This window comes from Pseudomonas sp. GXZC (assembly GCF_026967615.1).
Lineage (GTDB): Bacteria > Pseudomonadota > Gammaproteobacteria > Pseudomonadales > Pseudomonadaceae > Aquipseudomonas > Aquipseudomonas azotoformans_A.
On the sequence record NZ_CP114115.1, the window covers coordinates 941,931 to 959,560 of the forward strand.

At 57.1% G+C, this 17,630-nt stretch carries 22 protein-coding genes and 1 tRNA gene; 6 read left to right on the forward strand and 17 right to left on the reverse strand.

Going from position 1 to position 17,630, the window contains the following annotated elements; translation table 11 throughout:
• Positions 1 to 47 precede the first annotated feature (47 nt).
• From OZ428_RS04335 to OZ428_RS04410, 16 genes are all read right to left on the reverse strand, one after another.
• Positions 48 to 440, reverse strand: a complete 393-nt coding sequence (locus tag OZ428_RS04335) for a type III secretion protein (RefSeq protein ID WP_133074826.1) — start codon at positions 438 to 440, stop codon at positions 48 to 50.
• A 1-nt stretch (position 441) separates the two neighbouring features.
• The gene (locus OZ428_RS04340) at positions 442 to 657 is read right to left on the reverse strand and encodes a hypothetical protein (RefSeq protein ID WP_133074825.1); all 216 of its coding nucleotides are present in this window, start codon (positions 655 to 657) and stop codon (positions 442 to 444) included.
• Positions 658 to 762: 105 nt separating this feature from the next.
• On the reverse strand, positions 763 to 1,338 hold the full coding sequence (gene sctL / locus OZ428_RS04345) for a type III secretion system stator protein SctL (protein ID WP_269132799.1): 576 nt from the start codon (positions 1,336 to 1,338) through the stop codon (positions 763 to 765).
• Positions 1,338 to 1,919: a type III secretion protein gene (locus OZ428_RS04350; protein WP_269132800.1), complete on the reverse strand. Its 582-nt coding sequence runs from the start codon at positions 1,917 to 1,919 to the stop codon at positions 1,338 to 1,340. Before OZ428_RS04350 ends, sctL begins: the two co-directional genes overlap by 1 nt.
• A complete protein-coding gene (gene sctJ / locus OZ428_RS04355; protein WP_269132801.1) occupies positions 1,909 to 2,724 on the reverse strand; it encodes a type III secretion system inner membrane ring lipoprotein SctJ in 816 nt (271 codons plus the stop codon). Before sctJ ends, OZ428_RS04350 begins: the two co-directional genes overlap by 11 nt.
• Positions 2,709 to 3,074 carry an EscI/YscI/HrpB family type III secretion system inner rod protein gene (locus OZ428_RS04360; RefSeq protein ID WP_133074822.1) on the reverse strand — a complete coding sequence of 122 codons (366 nt, stop codon included), beginning with the start codon at positions 3,072 to 3,074 and terminating at the stop codon, positions 2,709 to 2,711. Before OZ428_RS04360 ends, sctJ begins: the two co-directional genes overlap by 16 nt.
• A gap of 109 nt (positions 3,075 to 3,183) precedes the next feature.
• On the reverse strand, positions 3,184 to 3,375 hold the full coding sequence (locus tag OZ428_RS04365) for a hypothetical protein (protein ID WP_133074821.1): 192 nt from the start codon (positions 3,373 to 3,375) through the stop codon (positions 3,184 to 3,186).
• A 185-nt stretch (positions 3,376 to 3,560) separates the two neighbouring features.
• Positions 3,561 to 4,478 (reverse strand): sigma 54-interacting transcriptional regulator, encoded by a 918-nt coding sequence (locus OZ428_RS04370; protein WP_133074820.1) that lies wholly within the window; start codon positions 4,476 to 4,478, stop codon positions 3,561 to 3,563.
• Between the two features lie 302 nt (positions 4,479 to 4,780).
• The gene (gene ychF, locus OZ428_RS04375) at positions 4,781 to 5,881 is read right to left on the reverse strand and encodes a redox-regulated ATPase YchF (RefSeq protein WP_133074819.1); all 1,101 of its coding nucleotides are present in this window, start codon (positions 5,879 to 5,881) and stop codon (positions 4,781 to 4,783) included.
• A gap of 21 nt (positions 5,882 to 5,902) precedes the next feature.
• Complete coding sequence (pth, locus tag OZ428_RS04380) at positions 5,903 to 6,487, reverse strand: aminoacyl-tRNA hydrolase (protein WP_010213318.1); 585 nt, start codon at positions 6,485 to 6,487, stop codon at positions 5,903 to 5,905.
• 167 nt (positions 6,488 to 6,654) lie between these two features.
• Positions 6,655 to 7,251 (reverse strand): 50S ribosomal protein L25/general stress protein Ctc, encoded by a 597-nt coding sequence (locus OZ428_RS04385; RefSeq protein WP_033896953.1) that lies wholly within the window; start codon positions 7,249 to 7,251, stop codon positions 6,655 to 6,657.
• Positions 7,252 to 7,388: 137 nt separating this feature from the next.
• Positions 7,389 to 8,330 carry a ribose-phosphate pyrophosphokinase gene (locus OZ428_RS04390; protein ID WP_003171603.1) on the reverse strand — a complete coding sequence of 314 codons (942 nt, stop codon included), beginning with the start codon at positions 8,328 to 8,330 and terminating at the stop codon, positions 7,389 to 7,391.
• 45 nt (positions 8,331 to 8,375) lie between these two features.
• A tRNA-Gln gene (locus tag OZ428_RS04395) sits at positions 8,376 to 8,450 on the reverse strand.
• Positions 8,451 to 8,486: 36 nt separating this feature from the next.
• A complete protein-coding gene (gene ispE, locus OZ428_RS04400) occupies positions 8,487 to 9,290 on the reverse strand; it encodes a 4-(cytidine 5'-diphospho)-2-C-methyl-D-erythritol kinase (RefSeq protein WP_269134155.1) in 804 nt (267 codons plus the stop codon).
• A gap of 49 nt (positions 9,291 to 9,339) precedes the next feature.
• Positions 9,340 to 9,957, reverse strand: coding sequence for a lipoprotein insertase outer membrane protein LolB (gene lolB, locus OZ428_RS04405; RefSeq protein ID WP_269132802.1), 618 nt, complete (start codon positions 9,955 to 9,957; stop codon positions 9,340 to 9,342).
• Positions 9,958 to 9,961: 4 nt separating this feature from the next.
• Positions 9,962 to 11,686, reverse strand: coding sequence for a tetratricopeptide repeat protein (locus tag OZ428_RS04410; protein ID WP_269132803.1), 1,725 nt, complete (start codon positions 11,684 to 11,686; stop codon positions 9,962 to 9,964).
• Positions 11,687 to 11,868: 182 nt separating this feature from the next.
• On the opposite strand from OZ428_RS04410, the gene hemA reads away from it, so the two are divergent.
• From hemA to OZ428_RS04440, 6 genes are all read left to right on the forward strand, one after another.
• On the forward strand, positions 11,869 to 13,158 hold the full coding sequence (gene hemA / locus OZ428_RS04415; protein WP_033896957.1) for a glutamyl-tRNA reductase: 1,290 nt from the start codon (positions 11,869 to 11,871) through the stop codon (positions 13,156 to 13,158).
• On the forward strand, positions 13,155 to 14,237 hold the full coding sequence (gene prfA, locus OZ428_RS04420) for a peptide chain release factor 1 (protein WP_269132804.1): 1,083 nt from the start codon (positions 13,155 to 13,157) through the stop codon (positions 14,235 to 14,237). The genes hemA and prfA overlap by 4 nt, the downstream gene beginning before the upstream one ends.
• Complete coding sequence (gene prmC, locus OZ428_RS04425; RefSeq protein ID WP_269132805.1) at positions 14,238 to 15,068, forward strand: peptide chain release factor N(5)-glutamine methyltransferase; 831 nt, start codon at positions 14,238 to 14,240, stop codon at positions 15,066 to 15,068. It begins immediately after the preceding gene.
• Entirely contained in the window at positions 15,062 to 15,817 is a 756-nt protein-coding gene (locus OZ428_RS04430; RefSeq protein ID WP_269132806.1) for a molybdopterin-synthase adenylyltransferase MoeB, read from the forward strand. Before prmC ends, OZ428_RS04430 begins: the two co-directional genes overlap by 7 nt.
• A complete protein-coding gene (gene murI / locus OZ428_RS04435; protein ID WP_269132807.1) occupies positions 15,810 to 16,604 on the forward strand; it encodes a glutamate racemase in 795 nt (264 codons plus the stop codon). The genes OZ428_RS04430 and murI overlap by 8 nt, the downstream gene beginning before the upstream one ends.
• 112 nt (positions 16,605 to 16,716) lie before the next feature.
• On the forward strand, positions 16,717 to 17,235 hold the full coding sequence (locus OZ428_RS04440) for an acyloxyacyl hydrolase (protein WP_133074811.1): 519 nt from the start codon (positions 16,717 to 16,719) through the stop codon (positions 17,233 to 17,235).
• 72 nt (positions 17,236 to 17,307) lie between these two features.
• On the opposite strand, the gene OZ428_RS04445 is transcribed toward OZ428_RS04440, so the two are convergent.
• Positions 17,308 to 17,613, reverse strand: coding sequence for a YkgJ family cysteine cluster protein (locus OZ428_RS04445; protein ID WP_016977069.1), 306 nt, complete (start codon positions 17,611 to 17,613; stop codon positions 17,308 to 17,310).
• Positions 17,614 to 17,630 lie beyond the last annotated feature (17 nt).

The window sequence follows — 17,630 nt, forward strand, 5'->3', positions numbered from 1 at the left end:
CAAGCAGGTGTGTTGGGAAATCTTGTTATGCATAGGAGCTTTCCTGATTAATGCCGCAACGCACGTAGTGAAGTTGGTTTGGGTGTATGGGCTGGTTTATTCAGGCGTGCGAACATGGCGCGCCAGGTATCCCGTTGGTTGAGCAGAGATTCGATGCTACCGAACACGCGATGCTCGTCAGGCGCACCCTGAAGACTTTGGATAATCCAGAGGGTGCCACAGCTGGATGCTTGCGCCACTGCGCCCTGAAAGTGATTCAGACTCGCAGAGCCGATCCGCATCCAATGTTGCAGTTCGGTGTTGTTAGATGAAGTTGAAGTCAGCCTGACGCTTACCAATACCCCGCTAACATGAAGGCGGATCACAATGTCATCTTGTCCTTCAAGTAAGGTTATTTGTTCTTTGCCGCTCTTCAACCAGTCAATGATGAGCGCTTTCAAATCACTGAAAGCTCTCGATGGTTGTTTTGATCGTTTCGTGAATGACGCGCCCTTGCTCCAGATAGGCAAAGTTGGCGAAGTCTTGCTGTAGTATGAGCGAGTAGAACGCCTGAATGTCTTCCGATGTTGCAGGATCTTCACCCGCGCGTATGACTTTCTGGTTGGCGGTGGTGCTGTTTCTCGCAAGCTGAAGCGATAAGTTGCTTAAAGAACTCATAGTGATTCCTCAATGTTTTTTGTGTTGTGGTTTGTCACCGCCAGTCAGTTCCGTGCACAAGAAACTATTTGATACGAGGTGAACCATTGAGCAAGCGCTTATGGTTTATCGACTCTGTTTGAGAAACATCTCGAGCATCGATTGCCAGCTGATCAGAAAATCCCCCTCGTCTGTCCTCAGTGTCAGGGTTTGAGGGAGGGCAGTGGCGTCTGGTTGCAGCTTCCAGAGTGTCGCCCCGTGAGAAACAAGGTACTTTTTTATATACTCGAATTCGGTTGGGCAGCAGAGCAGCGTTGCGTTGACCTGCGGTATCTGATTTGCCAGCAGCTGCTGGATGAGAGCTTGCAGACGCTGAGGCTCGACAGTCTCGTCAAGGATGCGCTGGATGGCTTGGTTGATAACTAAGGTCGCATGGTGTTCAAGACTTGCCAGAATTGCCTCACGCTCATGTTCCCAGCACTTGAGCTGCTTATCGGCGCGCTGCCAGAGTTCCAGCGAGGCTTTTTTCTGCATCGCCTCACATTTCTCACCTGCTCTTCTTATCAGATCCTCAGCCTTCGCTTGCGCATGCAATAGGATCTGATTGGCGTTTTCGACGTCTGCGAGCACTTCTCGGGGAACCAAGGGGTTTGGAAAACTGGCAGCGTTCTGGTGCAACTCAATTTTTTGCAGTTGAAGCATTATCGATCTCCTGGCGTGTGCATGTCAGGAACTGTGTCGTGGCCGTTTCGTGATGTGGCACGCCAGATCACGGCTTGCCAGAGCGTGATCAATCGGCTGCATGCGTTTTCGAATACGGGAGCTCTTTCTTCCACCGTGAGAACTCGCTCAACGGGAAAACGTAATCGAAGCCGCTGCCAGACAGCGGGTGCGATCCAATTGCACAGTAATTGCAAAGGGTCATCTTCGGGCAGAAGCATGTCAGGTGAGAGGGCTTTGGAAAGGCTCATGCACCATAGGTCATCGCCTTCGTTCAAAGAGGGTGCAGATTCAGGCGTGACAGTAAGGTGAATCAATTTGAGCGCGAGGTTGAGTTGGTCCGTTGAGGCGAGCGCCAGTCGAAGCACCGCGAACTGAGGCGCAGGAGGCAAGGAGGGAGCAGCACCTGCAAGCCCGTTCTTCATCAGGACCTCACAGCATTGCATCAAAGCAATTTCAGGGTAAAAAGATCTCCAGCTTTCGTGAGAGGTCTTCCAGGGAAATGCCCACCATTGAGCCCAAGCAAGATGGTCACTCATGGATAAGGAGTGGCTAATGATCATGTGCAGGACCTGTCGTTACATCAGGTATCGACTGCGCCATCCGCTGTCGCCGGTTTAACAGGAAGAGTGAACCGGCCACCGTCACAATCAAACCACCCAGCACACCCAAGAAACAGGTCCACCAAAAGCTACGGTCATCTGCCGGAATTAAGAAAGGTCCGAAGTAGACCAATCGCTTTTGTTCCTGATAAGCCGCGGCGGGTACAAATATGACGCTAAGTTTTTGTGGGTTGTCCACGGCGGTTGTCATCCCCGGAATACTGCTTGCGACCATTCTGCGAACACGGGCTCTGATATTGTCGGGATCAAGACGAGGATCGTGTTTGATGAAAACCGAGGCGGATGCAGGCTGCACTGGTTCTCCTGGCGCAATGCGCTCGGGAAGCACGACGTGCACTCGGGCAACGATGACACCGTCGATGTTCGACAGGGTGGCTTCGAGCTCCTGGGATAAGGCGTAGATGTAGCGTGCGCGCTCTTCCAGTGGCGTAGAGATAACGCCCTCTTTGCGAAACGTATCGCCGAGTGTGGCGCGAGCGAGCTTGGGCAGGCCCACAGCCTCCAGCGTGCGAACGGCTCGGCCTATGTCGTTTGCATCAACACTTACCGTTACACCATCCTTGGTCGGGATCTTTTGAGCTCGAATATGTTTGTCTGCCAGTTCTGCAATGACTTCATTGGCCTCTTGCTCAGAGAGTTGTCGATGCAGTTCGACACGGTCACCGCAACCACTCAACAGAAATAGAAAACTGAGCGCCAATAGCGTTGACTGCAGGAAGCGCCTGCGCGCTACTGCAGGTTGCATATTTTGTCGATGCACTGGGTTGTTTTACCAAGGGTTTTTACGATCAAGTGCGACATGAGTAAAGCGTTGGAAAGATCATTTGGATACTTACGTAACGCCTCTCTGTCGATGTTTTTGCTGAGTTTGCTGAGGTCTCTCGTTATTTTGTTTTTTGTTGTATCGATCGCCGTTGCCGCGTTCGCCAGCAAACTCATTGTTTCAAATTGTGCTGCCATAGGTTTTGTCGAAACGGGACGTTCGAGTTCTGAGGTGAAAAAGTCGACATCTGTACTTGAGGGTGGGCCATCAGATGAACGAAGGGTGCTTTTATGGCTGCTAAGCGCGATTGAGCTATTGTCTTCTACAAGCATCGGTAATCCCGGTAGGTGAGCAATGGTACTTTTACGCAGGCTTTAAGTGTCGGCATCCTTTTTAATACAAGATGTACCTCCTCGGCGGGTAAGCCGAGGAGGTCTTGCATTAACGCCTTTTTTCAGCAGCGCCTTTGACGTTGCTATCTTGCGTTGCGTCGTTGCTCAATTTCAGGCCCTGAGTCTGTATTTCCTTCGACCGCTGACTTTCTGCATCAAGGCCGGGGTTTCCAGCGGTGTCGCCGGCGCCGTAGCCGGAGTTATAGGGGTTGTAGGAACCGTAACCGTTAACTTGAGACATGGACCTTCTCCACTTCGCTAGTTTGAAATATAGTGCAATACTCAGTCATCATTTTTTGCAAGGTTTTACAGTGTGATGTCTGACGTTAACTGTGTGGTATTCGCTATTTAAGTAGTTCCAAGCTATTGCAAAAAAAACTGGAGGCCTCCCACTGGTTACAGCAGTGTTGGGGTTTAAATATTGGTTTAATCAATCCCCAATTGTTTCATCCGGTAATAGAATGTACGTTTGGCAACTCTCAAATCAGCCGCCGCAAGATCCACATTGCCGTTGTGCCGATGCAGTGATTCCTCAATCAGTGACTTCTCAATACGTTGTAAGCGTTCCTTGAGGCCTGCTTCAGATTCCTCAGGATTCCTATCCCTCACTGAGAGTGGAGGAAGGCCCAAAACAAAGCGTTTAGCGGTGGAACTCAGTTCGCGAACATTACCAGGCCAGGGATGGCATAACAGCTGCTGTAACAAGGAATTTGGAGGCTGCGGAGAAGGGCACTTAAAAGATTCCGCTTCTTGGCGGATCATGCTTAAAAAAAGCGGAATGATACGATCTTTGCATTCTCGCAAAGACGGGAGCTGAATATCGACGACACTTAAACGAAAATACAGGTCCCGCCGGAAAGTCCCTCGTTCAACCATTTCGTAGAGCGACTGTTGAGCCGATGCGATAACGCGCATGTCTACCGGGATAAACCGGGTCGAGCCGAGTCGCTCGACACCGCGCGACTCCAGCGTGCGGAGTAGCTTGGCTTGCAAGGAAAGCGGCATGCTGTCGATTTCATCCAGGTACAAAGTGCCTAGATGTGCGGCTTCGATAAAGCCTGCCCTGGACTGTACAGCGCCCGTGTAGGCTCCGCTATTGACGCCGAACAGTTGGCTTTCTGCAAGGGTTTCTGGAATGGCGGCACAGTTCACTGCGATGAAGCTCCCCCGTCGTCCGGATAAACGATGGATTCGCTGTGCCAAGGTGTCCTTGCCGGTTCCGGTTTCTCCCAGCAGCAAAATATCAATATTGAGCGAGGCAGTGCTGTTCAGTATTTCTTCAATGTCGGGGCCTTCAAGCAGTGAAACATTCGCTTTATTGTCCAGGGTGTCAGAGGCCGACATTGCATGATTACTCCATAATCGTTATTGCTTCGCAATTGGTGTGCAGGCTCGGTTCAGTAGATAGAATTCTATAAGTGTTGTCACTTGTTGTTGATCGTGTTGGTCGCCAATGTTGTGTAGGATAAGTTTGGTTTTGACTTGGGTTTAATTTCTCGTCACAAGACTCGGGAATGTCAGTAGGGGGAATCTGAAAAACTCTAATGCTTGGCGTGCGTATTGTTAAGTGCAGATAAACAACGCCCACAAAAAAGCCGATGCAATGCATCGGCTTTTTTATTTGCGATATAAACCGCAGTTAACGCTTACACGTTAAAACGGAAGTGCATCACATCGCCATCTTTAACAATGTATTCCTTGCCTTCCAAGCGCCACTTACCCGCCTCCTTGGCACCGGCTTCACCCTTGAACTGGATGAAGTCGTTGTAGGCAATCACTTCGGCGCGGATAAAGCCTTTTTCGAAGTCGGTGTGGATCACGCCAGCGGCCTGTGGTGCGGTAGCACCGACCTTGACGGTCCAGGCGCGGACTTCTTCGACACCTGCGGTGAAGTAGGTCTGCAGGTTGAGCATTTCGTAACCCGCGCGGATCACGCGGTTCAGGCCAGGCTCTTCCAGGCCCAGGGCCTCGAGGAACATGTCTTTTTCTTCGCCGTCATCCAGCTCGGCAATTTCTGCTTCGATCTTGTTGCACACCGGTACCACGATCGCGCCTTCTTCGTCGGCGATGGCCTTGACCACGTCGAGCAGCGGGTTGTTCTCAAAACCGTCTTCGGCAACGTTGGCGATGTACATGACAGGCTTGGTAGTGAGCAAGTGGAAGCCCTTGATCACCGCTTTTTCGTCGGTGCTCATGTTCTTCATCAAGCTGCGCGCAGGCTTGCCTTCGGTGAAGTGAGCGATCAACTGCTCCAGCAGGCTTTTCTGGACCACGGCGTCCTTATCGCCACCCTTGGCGTTGCGCGCGACTTTCTGCAGTTGCTTCTCGCAGCTGTCGAGGTCGGCGAAGATCAGTTCCAAGTCGATGATCTCGATGTCGCGTTTCGGGTCGACACTGTTGGAGACGTGAATCACGTTCTCGTCTTCAAAGCAGCGGACCACGTGGGCGATGGCATCGGTTTCACGGATGTTGGCCAGGAACTTGTTGCCCAGGCCTTCACCTTTCGAGGCGCCGGCAACCAGGCCAGCGATGTCGACGAATTCCATGGTGGTCGGCAAGATGCGTTTTGGATTGACGATGGCCGCCAGGGCGTCCAGGCGTGGATCCGGCATCGGCACGATACCGCTGTTGGGCTCGATGGTGCAGAAGGGGAAGTTCTCCGCTGCAATACCGGACTTGGTCAGAGCGTTGAACAGGGTGGATTTGCCGACGTTGGGCAGGCCGACGATGCCGCAATTGAATCCCATGGTGTTTCCCCTCGGTAAGAGTCAGGCCTTCTGGCTGTGCAGGTTTTTCATCGCGCGGTTCCATTCACCGGCGAAGATATCCGGCAGCACGCCGAGGGCAAAGTCGATGCTGGCATCGAGTTTTTCCTGTTCGGCGCGTGGCGCACGGCCCAGGACGAAATTTGAAACCATACTGGCAACGCCTGGGTGGCCAATGCCGAGCCGCAGACGGTAGAAATTATTCTGATTACCCAGCTGCGCGATGATGTCGCGCAGGCCATTGTGCCCGCCATGCCCGCCGCCCAGCTTGAGCTTGGCAACACCGGGTGGCAGGTCCAGTTCGTCATGGGCCACCAGGATTTCCTCGGGTTTGATCCGGAAGAACCCCGCAAGCGCCGCGACAGCCTGGCCGCTGCGGTTCATGTAGGTGGTGGGAATCAGCAGACGAACATCCTGACCCTGGTGCGAAAAGCGCCCGGTCAGGCCAAAATATTTGCGATCAGCCACCAGGTTCACACCTTGCGCGTGGGCGATGCGCTCAACAAAAAGGGCCCCCGCGTTATGCCGGGTCTGTTCGTATTCGGCGCCTGGATTTCCCAGGCCAACGATCAGTTTAATGGCAGTCACGACAGGGGCCCTTCCTTTGGAGTTGTGGATAACATCGCCGCAACCTGTGTGCGGCGAAAGTGGACGACAGAAGCTATTTACTCAAGAGTAAACGCCGCGTTATCGCCCGCTTTCTCGCTACGTTCCGGTCCGCGATGTTTCCTCAAGCTCCGGCAATACAGAGTGAATTACTCTGCAGCGCCTTCTTCAGCTTCTGGAGCAACGCGTGGAGCGTGAACGTTGGCAACCGCTTTGTCATCACCGTGAGCCAGTGCAACAAACTCAACACCTTTAGGGGCTTTGAGGTCGGACAGGTGAACGATAGCGCCGATTTCCAGAGCCGACAGGTCGACTTCGATGAACTCAGGCAGGTCTTTCGGCAGGCAGGTCACTTCGATTTCGTTCAGGACGTGCGAGATCTCGCCGCCTTTCTTGACCGGAGCGTCTTCACCAACAAAGTGCACAGGCACGATGGCGGTCAGTTTCTGGCCAGCTACAACGCGAACGAAGTCAGCGTGCATGATGAACTGCTTGGACGGGTGACGCTGCATCGCTTTAACGATGACGTTCTGCTTGGCGCCGTCGACGTTCAGCTCGATAACGTGGCTGTAGGCAGCTTCGTTTTCGAACAGCTTGGCGATTTCCTTGGCCAGGATGGTCACGGATTCAGCAGGCTTGTTACCACCGTATACAACGGCTGGGATGTTGGCGGCGTGACGCAGGCGGCGGCTCGCACCTTTCCCCAGGTCAGTACGCGCTTGAGCGTTCAGAGTAAAGTCAGTCATTTTGTATCTCCAAAATAGCCATCATCGAGGGGCGTTTGCGACCAGCGCCGTACTCGACATGGGCAAAAAAGCCCCGCCCCAACAGAATGTCGGGGCGGGGCGCTTTTCGTCAGTGGGATGTGCCGAAGGTGTGACCCTTAGCGGAACATCGCGCTGATCGATTCTTCATTGCTGATGCGGCGGACCGCCTCGGCAACGACCGGTGCGATATCCAGTTGACGGATACGCGCACAGGCTTGAGCAGCGGCGGACAACGGGATGGTGTTAGTCACCACCAGTTCGTCCAGCACGGAGTTCTCGATGTTCTCGATCGCTCGGCCCGACAGCACAGGGTGTGTGCAGTAGGCGAAGACTTTAGCCGCACCGTGCTCTTTCAAGGCTTTCGCCGCGTGGCACAGGGTGCCGGCGGTGTCGACCATGTCATCAACCAGAATACAGGTACGCCCTTCGACATCACCGATGATATGCATCACTTCAGAGTGATTGGCTTTCTCACGGCGTTTGTCGATGATCCCGAGGTCCACGCCCAGGGATTTGGCAACAGCCCGTGCACGCACGACGCCACCAATGTCCGGGGACACGATCATCAGGTTTTCAAAGCGCTGGTCTTCGATGTCATCCACCAATACCGGGGAGCCGTAGATGTTATCTACCGGAATATCGAAGAACCCCTGGATTTGGTCAGCGTGCAGGTCAACCGTGAGAACACGGTCGATACCTACCACGGTCAGCATGTCAGCGACGACTTTCGCGCTGATAGCCACACGTGCGGAACGCGGACGGCGATCCTGACGGGCATAACCAAAGTAAGGGATTACAGCTGTGATTCGAGTCGCTGAGGAGCGGCGGAAGGCATCAGCCATCACGACGAGTTCCATCAGGTTATCGTTGGTCGGAGCGCAAGTCGGCTGAATAATGAAGACGTCTTTACCGCGGACGTTTTCATTGATCTCGGCTGTAATTTCACCGTCGGAAAACTTACCGACAGAGATGTCACCGAGAGGGATATGCAGCTGACGTACGACACGCCGAGCCAGATCGGGGTTAGCATTCCCCGTAAAGACCATCATCTTGGACACGCGCAGTACCTAGAGGCTGAGGGTAACCTGGATGAGTATAGAAAATGGCAGGGGCGGCTGGATTCGAACCAACGCATGGCAGGATCAAAACCTGCTGCCTTACCGCTTGGCGACGCCCCTGTATCTGTTGCAACGAGTGCCTAACACTCGGTTCCTTTAGAGCAGACTTTGCAGCTTGCGATGCAACATCGAAACGTTGCTTCCCTTTGCTACAAACCCTGTAAGGGTCTCTGTAAGAAGGGCCGAGACTTTATCAGCTTCAGCTTTGCTTGGGAAGCCCCCAAACACACAACTTCCAGTTCCGGTTAATTTTGCTTCGGTATATTTACCTAACAAATTCAAAGCGTTACGTACCTCTGGATAACGCCTTGCTACAACCGGTAAGCAGTCATTTCGACTGTTTCCCTTGGGAACGGGGCGCACTTTAATGGGAGAAGAGTTACGTGTCAACAACGGATCTGAAAAAATTTCTGCTGTACTTACAGATACTTGCGGCACAAGCACGACATACCAAGGCTCTTCGGGGTATTCCGGGCTGAGTTTCTCCCCCACGCCCTCGGCGAAAGCCGCGTGCCCACGCACGAAAACCGGGACGTCGGCGCCCAGTGTCAGGCCCAGCGCGGCCAGGCGATCTTCGTCCCAACCCAGTTGCCACAAGTGATTCAGGCCCAGCAATGTGGTTGCGGCATTCGAGCTGCCGCCGCCGATTCCACCGCCCATGGGCAAAATTTTATCGATCCAGATATCGATACCTAGCCCGCATCCGGATTGTTCCTGAAGTTTTTTCGCCGCCTTCACGATCAGGTTGCTGTCGTGAGGCACGCCTTCGAATTCGGTATGCAGCTTGATCACGCCGTCGTCGCGCACGGAGAAGGTCAGCTCATCGCCGTAGTCGAGAAATTGAAACAGCGTCTGCAACTCGTGATAGCCGTCTTCACGGCGACCGAGAATATGCAGCATCAAATTGAGTTTCGCGGGGGAGGGCAGCGTCAGGCGTTCTACAGTCACGTTATTGCCCCAGTTTGCGCGGTTGCCAGTCCTTGATCACCAGCGTGACGTCAAGGTCGGGGCCATGCAGTTTGATGCGCTCGGGCAGCGAATAACCGCTTTGCTCTACGTAGCTCAAATATTCCACCTGCCAGCCATCCTGCTCCAGCGTGGCCAGGCGGCTGTCGCCATTGAGGCCCAGGCGGCTCTTGCTGTCAGGCGCGGGCAGGCCGCGTACCCACCAGACCAGGTGAGACACCGGCAGCTTCCAGCCAATTTGTTCTTCCAGCAGCGTTTCCGGCGAAGTCGCTTCATAGCGCCCCTGATTGGCCACCTCGAGGCTGACTTGCCCCGGTCGACCGGTCAGGCGTGCCGCGCCACGTCCTAGTGGGCCGGACAGGCGAATATCGTAGTAATCCTGGCGTTGCAGCCAGAACAAAGTGCCGCTGCCCGAATCCTTTGGCGCGCGAACCCCGACTTTGCCTTCGATCTGCCAGCCGTCGATGCTGCTGAGCTGATCTTTGTGCTGCTTCCATTGCGCCGGGTTGCCCTGGCCTTCAACGGATTCACGGGCGCCGAAACCCGCGCAACCGGCGAGCAGGGCGATGAAGCTGAAAACGACAATGTGGCGCAAGAACATAAGCTTAAAGGGTCTCGGATCCGGTCAGGCGCAGGATGGTGCCGCGCAGGATGGGGCTTTCGGGTTGTTCCTTGAGGAATTTTTCCCAGATCTGGCGTGCTTCGCGCTGTTTGCCATTGGCCCAGAGCACTTCGCCCAGGTGAGCAGCGACTTCCTGGTCGGGGAAGCGTTCCAGCGCCTGGCGCAGCAAGCGTTCCGCTTCGTCGAGGTTGCCCAGGCGGTAATTCACCCAGCCCAGGCTGTCGAGTACGGCCGGGTCTTCCGGGTTGAGCTTGTGGGCTTGTTCGATCAACACCTTGGCTTCGGCGTAACGCGTGGTGCGGTCGGACAAGGTGTAACCCAAGGCGTTGAGGGCCATGGCGTTGTCCGGGTCGCGCTTGATGATCAGGCGCAGGTCTTTTTCCATCTGGGCCAGGTCATTGCGTTTTTCCGCCTGCATGGCGCGGGTATACAGCAGGTTCAAATCGTCGGGGAATTGCAGCAAGGCTTGTTGCAGCAGTTTCCAGGCGCGCTCGCCCTGGTTGTTGGCCGACAAGGTCTCGGCCTGAATCAGGTACAGCTGGATCGCATAGTCCGGCTCGGCATCGCGGGCCGCAGCCAGGCGTTTTTCCGCCTCGTCGGTGCGACCGTTGCTCATCAGGATATCGGCCTGGCGCAATTGGGCAGGCAGGTAATCATTGCCGGGGCCAACCTGGGCGTATTCGAGCAGGGCGGCCTGTGGGTCGTTGCGCTCTTCCGCGATACGGCCAAGGTTCAAGTGCGCCGAATCCACATGGCTTTCGCGCTGGATCAGCTCTTCCAGGTAACCCTTGGCCTCGTCCCAGGCCTTGGCTTCCAGGCACACCAGTGCCAGGGAATAGCGCAATTCGTCATCGTCCGGGTATTGCTGGACCAAGCTGGCGAACTGCACTTTGGCGTCCTCCATGCGGTCCTGCTCTACCAGCATGCGCGCGTAGGTCAGGCGCAGGCGTTTGTCTTCCGGATACTTCTTGATGCTTTTTTCCAGCAGTGGAATCGCTTCCTTGCCGCGATTGAGGTTCTGCAGCAGGCGCGCACGCAACAGGATCGGGGCGATTTCGCCTTCTTCCGGCGGATTCTGCTCCAGCAGTTTCAGCGCGGCGTCGGCTTCGTCATCCTGTTGCAGCAGCAAGGCCTTGCCGAAAATCAGTTGGCTGTTCTTCGGATGTTTTTGCAGCAGGCGGTCGAAGCTCTTCATCAAACCGTTGCGCGTGTCCTGGTCCGTGTCGGCCGCTGACAGCGCAAGAAAGTCGAAATGCGTGTCGCCCTTGCCCTGCAGGACCTTCTCCATATAGACCATGGAGTCGTCATAGCGCCCGGCGCGTGCCAGTTGAACGGCCGCCGCGCGTTGGGCTTCCAGGTCGTCCGGTGCGTTTTTGGCCCAGATCAGCGACGTGTCCAGCGCAGCCTGGTCGGCGCCCAGGTACTCGGCGATGCGGAACGCGCGCTCGGAAATCCCCGGATCCTGAGTGTTGATGGCCTGGGTCACGTAGTTATCCAGGGCAATGTCGAAACGATTGCGCTGGCCGGCGAGTTCTGCGGTCAGCAGGCTGTACACCGTTTCTTCAGTGAACGAGGAATAAACCTTGGGCTTTTCAGGGGCGGGGGTGCTGTCTTCCACCGACGGCGTACCGTCCGGCGACACGGGTGCCATGGCCTGGCAGCCGCTGAGGAAGACAAAAGCAAGGAGCAACGCGGAAGATCTATTCATATAGGAAAAGGACGACTAACCTGCGGTCGGATCATCATGACACAAGCCTTCGGCCAAACATAACCGAGTCTCAATGGGTGCCTTTATAGACACAAGGCATTAGGACAATAGCTTACGGTGGTTGTTCTGAATCTTTCGAAGTAGGACAATTGTCGGCTTCCCGACATCATCAGCGATATTGAATGGCCTTCCTCGCACTCGGTATTAACCACAAGACTGCCTCCGTAGACGTGCGCGAGCGCGTGGCGTTTACGCCAGAGCAGTTGGTTGAGGCCCTGCAGCAGCTCTGCCGGCTCACCGACAGTCGCGAAGCTGCGATCCTTTCGACCTGCAATCGCAGCGAGCTTTATATAGAGCAGGAACATCTTTCAGCGGATGTCGTACTGCGCTGGCTCGCCGATTACCACCATTTGGACCTCGACGACCTGCGCGCGAGCGCTTACGTGCACGAAGAGGATGCGGCAGTTCGTCACATGATGCGTGTGGCGTCCGGTCTCGATTCGCTGGTGTTGGGCGAACCGCAGATTCTTGGCCAGATGAAGTCCGCCTATGCCGTGGCGCGCGAGGCCGGCACTGTTGGCCCGTTGTTGGGCCGTTTGTTCCAGGCCACCTTCAATTCCGCCAAGCAGGTACGCACTGACACCGCCATCGGTGAAAACCCGGTATCCGTGGCATTTGCTGCCGTCAGCCTGGCCAAACAGATTTTCAGTGACTTGCAGCGCAGCCAGGCCCTGCTGATCGGCGCCGGCGAGACCATCACCCTGGTCGCCCGCCACCTGCATGACCTGGGCGTGAAGCGCATTGTGGTCGCCAACCGCACCCTGGAACGGGCGAGCATCCTCGCCGAGCAGTTCGGTGCGCATGCCGTGTTGCTGGCGGATATCCCGGCCGAGCTGGTGCGCAGCGATATCGTCATCAGCTCCACCGCCAGCCAGTTGCCGATCCTGGGCAAGGGCGCGGTCGAGAGCGCCTTGAAGCTGCGCAAGCACAAGCCCATCTTCATGGTGGATATAGCCGTTCCGCGGGATATCGAGCCCGAAGTCGGCGAGTTGGACGACGTTTACCTCTATAGCGTCGACGATCTGCACGAAGTGGTCGCCGAAAACCTCAAGAGCCGCCAGGGCGCTGCCCAGGCGGCCGAAGAGATGGTCAGCACTGGCGCCGAAGACTTCATGGTGCGCCTGCGCGAATTGGCGGCGGTGGATGTGCTCAAGGCGTATCGTCAGCAGGGCGAACGCCTGCGCGACGAGGAGCTGATCAAGGCCCAGCGTTTGCTGGCCAACGGCAGCAGCGCCGAAGAAGTGCTGATGCAACTGGCGCGCGGGCTCACCAACAAATTGCTCCACGCGCCCAGCGTACAATTAAAAAAGCTTACCGCCGAAGGCCGCCTCGATGCGCTGGCCATGGCCCAGGAACTCTTTGCCCTCGGTGAGGGCGCGTCAGATAGCTCTTCGGATAAAAAACCGCAATGAAAGCGTCACTGCTCAATAAACTGGACGTGCTCCAGGACCGTTTCGAAGAACTGACCGCCTTGCTTGGTGATGGCGAAGTCATCTCTGACCAGGCCAAATTCCGTACGTATTCCAAGGAGTACGCGGAAGTTGAGCCAATTGTGACCACCTATGGGCAGTGGCTTAAAACCCAGTCCGACCTCGAAGGCGCCCAAGCACTGCTCAAGGATAGCGACCCGGACATGCGCGAAATGGCCGTGGAAGAAGTCCGCGAAGCCAAGGACAAGCTGGCTGCGCTGGAAGGCGACCTGCAACGCATGCTGCTGCCCAAAGACCCGAATGACGGACGCAACGTATTCCTTGAAATCCGTGCCGGCACCGGCGGTGACGAGGCGGCGATTTTCTCCGGCGACCTGTTCCGCATGTATTCGCGGTATGCCGAGCGTCGCGGTTGGCGCGTAGAAATCCTCTCCGAGAACGAAGGCGAGCACGGCGGCTATAAAGAAGTCATCGCGCGGGTTGAAGGCGACAACGTCTACGGCAAGCTCAAGTTCGAGTCGGGTGCGCACCGCGTACAGCGCGTGCCGGCGACCGAGTCCCAGGGCCGTATCCACACTTCGGCGTGCACCGTAGCCGTGCTGCCCGAGCCGGATGAGCAGGAAGCCATCGAGATCAACCCGGCCGACTTGCGCGTCGACACCTACCGCTCGTCGGGCGCTGGCGGTCAGCACGTCAACAAGACCGACTCCGCCATCCGCATCACTCACTTGCCATCGGGCATCGTGGTGGAATGCCAGGAAGAACGCTCCCAGCACAAGAACCGTGCGCGGGCCATGTCCTGGCTGTCGGCCAAGCTCAACGACCAGCAGACCAGCGCCGCCGCCAACGCGATTGCCAGCGAACGCAAGCTGTTGGTGGGCTCGGGCGACCGCTCCGAGCGCATCCGTACCTACAACTTTGCCCAGGGCCGGGTCACCGACCACCGGGTCAACCTCACGCTGTACTCCCTGGACGAGATTCTCGCCGGTGGCGTGGACGCCGTGATCGAGCCGTTGCTTGCCGAATACCAGGCCGACCAATTAGCGGCGATAGGTGAATAAATGACCATCATCGCCAGCCTGCTGCGCGCCGCTGATCTGCCGGATTCGCCCACTGCGCGCCTGGATGCCGAATTGTTGCTGGCGGCGGCCCTGGGTAAGTCCCGCAGCTACCTGCACACCTGGCCCGAGAAAATCGTCAGCAGCGAACACGCGCTGGCGTTTGCCGGTTACCTGCAACGCCGTCGCGGCGGTGAGCCAGTGGCGTATATCCTCGGCCAGCAAGGTTTCTGGAAGCTGGACCTGGAGGTTGCGCCCCACACGCTGATCCCGCGTCCGGACACTGAATTGCTGGTGGAAGCTGCCCTGGAATTGTTACCGGCCACGCCCGCCAAGGTCCTTGACCTGGGCACTGGCAGTGGCGCCATCGCCTTGGCCTTGGCCAGCGAACGCCCGGCCTGGCAAGTCACCGCCGTCGACCGTGTGTTGGAAGCCGTGGCCCTGGCCGAGCGCAACCGTCAGCGGTTGCACCTCAATAACGCCACTGTGTTGAACAGCCATTGGTTCAGTGCGCTGCAAGGTCATGCCTATGACCTGATCATCAGCAACCCGCCGTACATCGCCGCCAACGATCCACACCTGGTAGCGGGCGATGTGCGCTTTGAGCCGGCCAGCGCGCTAGTGGCTGGCCATGATGGCTTGGACGACCTGCGCCTGATCATCAAACAGGCCCCCGCTCATCTGAATGCGGGCGGCCGCCTACTGTTGGAGCATGGTTACGATCAGGCCCCGGCTGTGCGCGACCTGCTGCTGAGTGAAGGTTTCGAAGACGTGCACAGCCGAATCGACCTCGGCGGCCACGAGCGCATCACCCTGGGACGCCTGCCGTGCTGACCGATCAGGAGCTGTTGCGCTATAGCCGACAGATTCTGTTGCAGCATGTCGACATCGACGGCCAATTGCGCCTGAAAAATGGCCGTGCCTTGATCGTCGGCCTTGGTGGCCTGGGCGCGCCCGTTGCGCTGTACCTGGCAGCAGCGGGTGTGGGCGAACTGCATCTGGCGGACTTCGACACCGTCGACCTGACCAACCTGCAACGCCAGATCATCCATGACACTGAGAGCGTCGGGCAGACCAAAGTCGATTCGGCCCTACGCCGCCTGGCCGCCATCAACCCCGAGATCAAACTGATCGCCCATCGCTCCGCGCTGGATGCCGACACACTGGCAGCAGCGGTCGAAGCGGTGGACGTGGTGCTTGATTGCAGTGACAACTTCTCCACCCGCGAAGCGGTCAACGCGGCTTGCGTCGCGGCCGGCAAACCCTTGATCAGCGGTGCCGCCATTCGCCTTGAAGGGCAACTGTCGGTGTTCGACCCGCGCCGCGCCGAGAGCCCGTGCTACCACTGTTTATATGGGCACGGCAGCGATACCGAACTCACCTGCAGCGAAGCCGGCGTGGTCGGCCCGCTGGTGGGGCTGGTCGGTAGCCTGCAAGCGTTGGAAGCCTTGAAACTGCTGGCCGGTTTCGGTGAGCCCCTGGTGGGCCGTTTGTTGCTGATCGATGCCCTGACCACGCGTTTTCGCGAGTTACGCGTCAAGCGGGACCCCGGTTGCAGCGTGTGCGGGAAGCAACATGGTTAAGGGCGCGCCAATCGGTGTGTTCGATTCCGGTATAGGCGGGTTGACCGTGCTGGAGGAAATCCAGCAACTGCTGCCCCACGAATCACTGCTGTACGTGGCCGATTGCGGGCACATCCCCTACGGTGAGAAAAGCCCGGCATTTATCCTTGAGCGTTCGCGGCGGGTGGCGGCGTTTTTCCGGGAGCAGGGCGCCAAGGCGTTCGTGATTGCCTGTAATACCGCCACGGTCGCCGCCGTTGCCGACTTGCGCCTGGATTTTCCCGATTGGCCGTTGGTAGGCATGGAGCCCGCCGTCAAGCCCGCAGCCGCCGCTACTCGCAGTGGCGTCGTCGGCGTGCTTGCCACCACCGGCACGCTGCAAAGCGCCAAGTTCGCCGCCTTGCTCGACCGCTTCGCCACCGATGTGAAGGTCGTGACCCAGCCGTGCCCGGGCCTGGTCGAGCTGATTGAAAGCGGTGACCTGAACAGCCAAGCCCTGCGCCAGATGTTGCAGGGTTACATCGAACCGCTGCTCAGCGCCGGCTGCGACACTATCATTCTTGGTTGCACCCACTATCCCTTCCTCAAGCCACTCCTGGCGCAGATGCTGCATCCCAGTATCATCCTCATCGACACCGGCGCCGCCGTGGCCCGCCAGCTCAAGCGTCTGCTGGGCGAGCGCGACCTGCTGGCCGACGGCAATCCTGAACCCGCGCAGTTCTGGACCAGCGGCGATGTGTATCACCTAAGAAATATCCTACCGACACTATGGAAATATCCTGGCGTTGTGCGAAGCTTCGCTTCGTGAAAAATTCGTGAAATACCGGCGTTATAAGCTGGAACTTCTGACTACACGCCAGCTTCTATAGCGAGATTGCCTGTAAAAAATCCTATAACTTCGTTTGGAAAGGATGTTTCTTATGAAGCGCTTGTTCTGTTTGGCCGCGATTGCGGCCGCTGTAGTGGGGCACTCTGTTTCGGCACAGGCCGCTGGCCTGGAGTTGGGTGTGGGGAGCACCAGCGATTCGACCATGACTTATCGGCTGGGGCTGACTTCGGATTGGGACAAAAGCTGGTGGCAGAGCGATACCGGTCGACTGACCGGCTACTGGAGCGGCGCCTACACCTATTGGGACGGTGACAAGCGCGCCAGCGTCAGCAGCCTGTCGTTCTCGCCGGTGTTTGTGTATGAGTTTGCCGGGGAGAAGGTCAAGCCGTACATCGAAGCGGGGATTGGCGTAGCGGTGTTCTCGCGCACCAAAGTGGAAGACAACAACATCGGCCAGGCTTTCCAGTTCGAAGACCGTTTGGGTTTCGGCCTGCGCTTTGCGGGCGGACATGAAGTGGGCATTCGTGCCACGCATTATTCCAACGCGGGCATCAGCAGCAACAACGATGGGGTAGAAAGTTACTCGGTGCACTACACCCTACCGCTGTAACCCCCAAAAAGAACTGTGGTGAGCGAGCTTGCCTCGCGCGGGGCAAGCCCGCTCACTACAAAAGCCAAGGGATCAGCGGTAGGCCGTTGCGATCCCTTCGCGCTCGGTCAGGCACTCCGGCGCCCCCATTTCGAACTCCCGGCAGATCAGCGGCCGTCGCTCGTAGATCGTGCACATCATCGTGTCCCGATCCAGCGCCGCGCACCAGCCGTCGTCCAGACGCAACATCACTTCGCCGCCCCAGTCATCGGTATCGATATAGCGTTCCGGCACACCGGTGTCGGTGATCAGCATGACTTCCAGCTGGCAGCAGCAGGCCGCGCACGTCGAGCAGGTGACGGCGGGTTCGGTGATTTGGGTGTGGGGGATGTTGGTCATAGGCGCGCAGTGTAAGG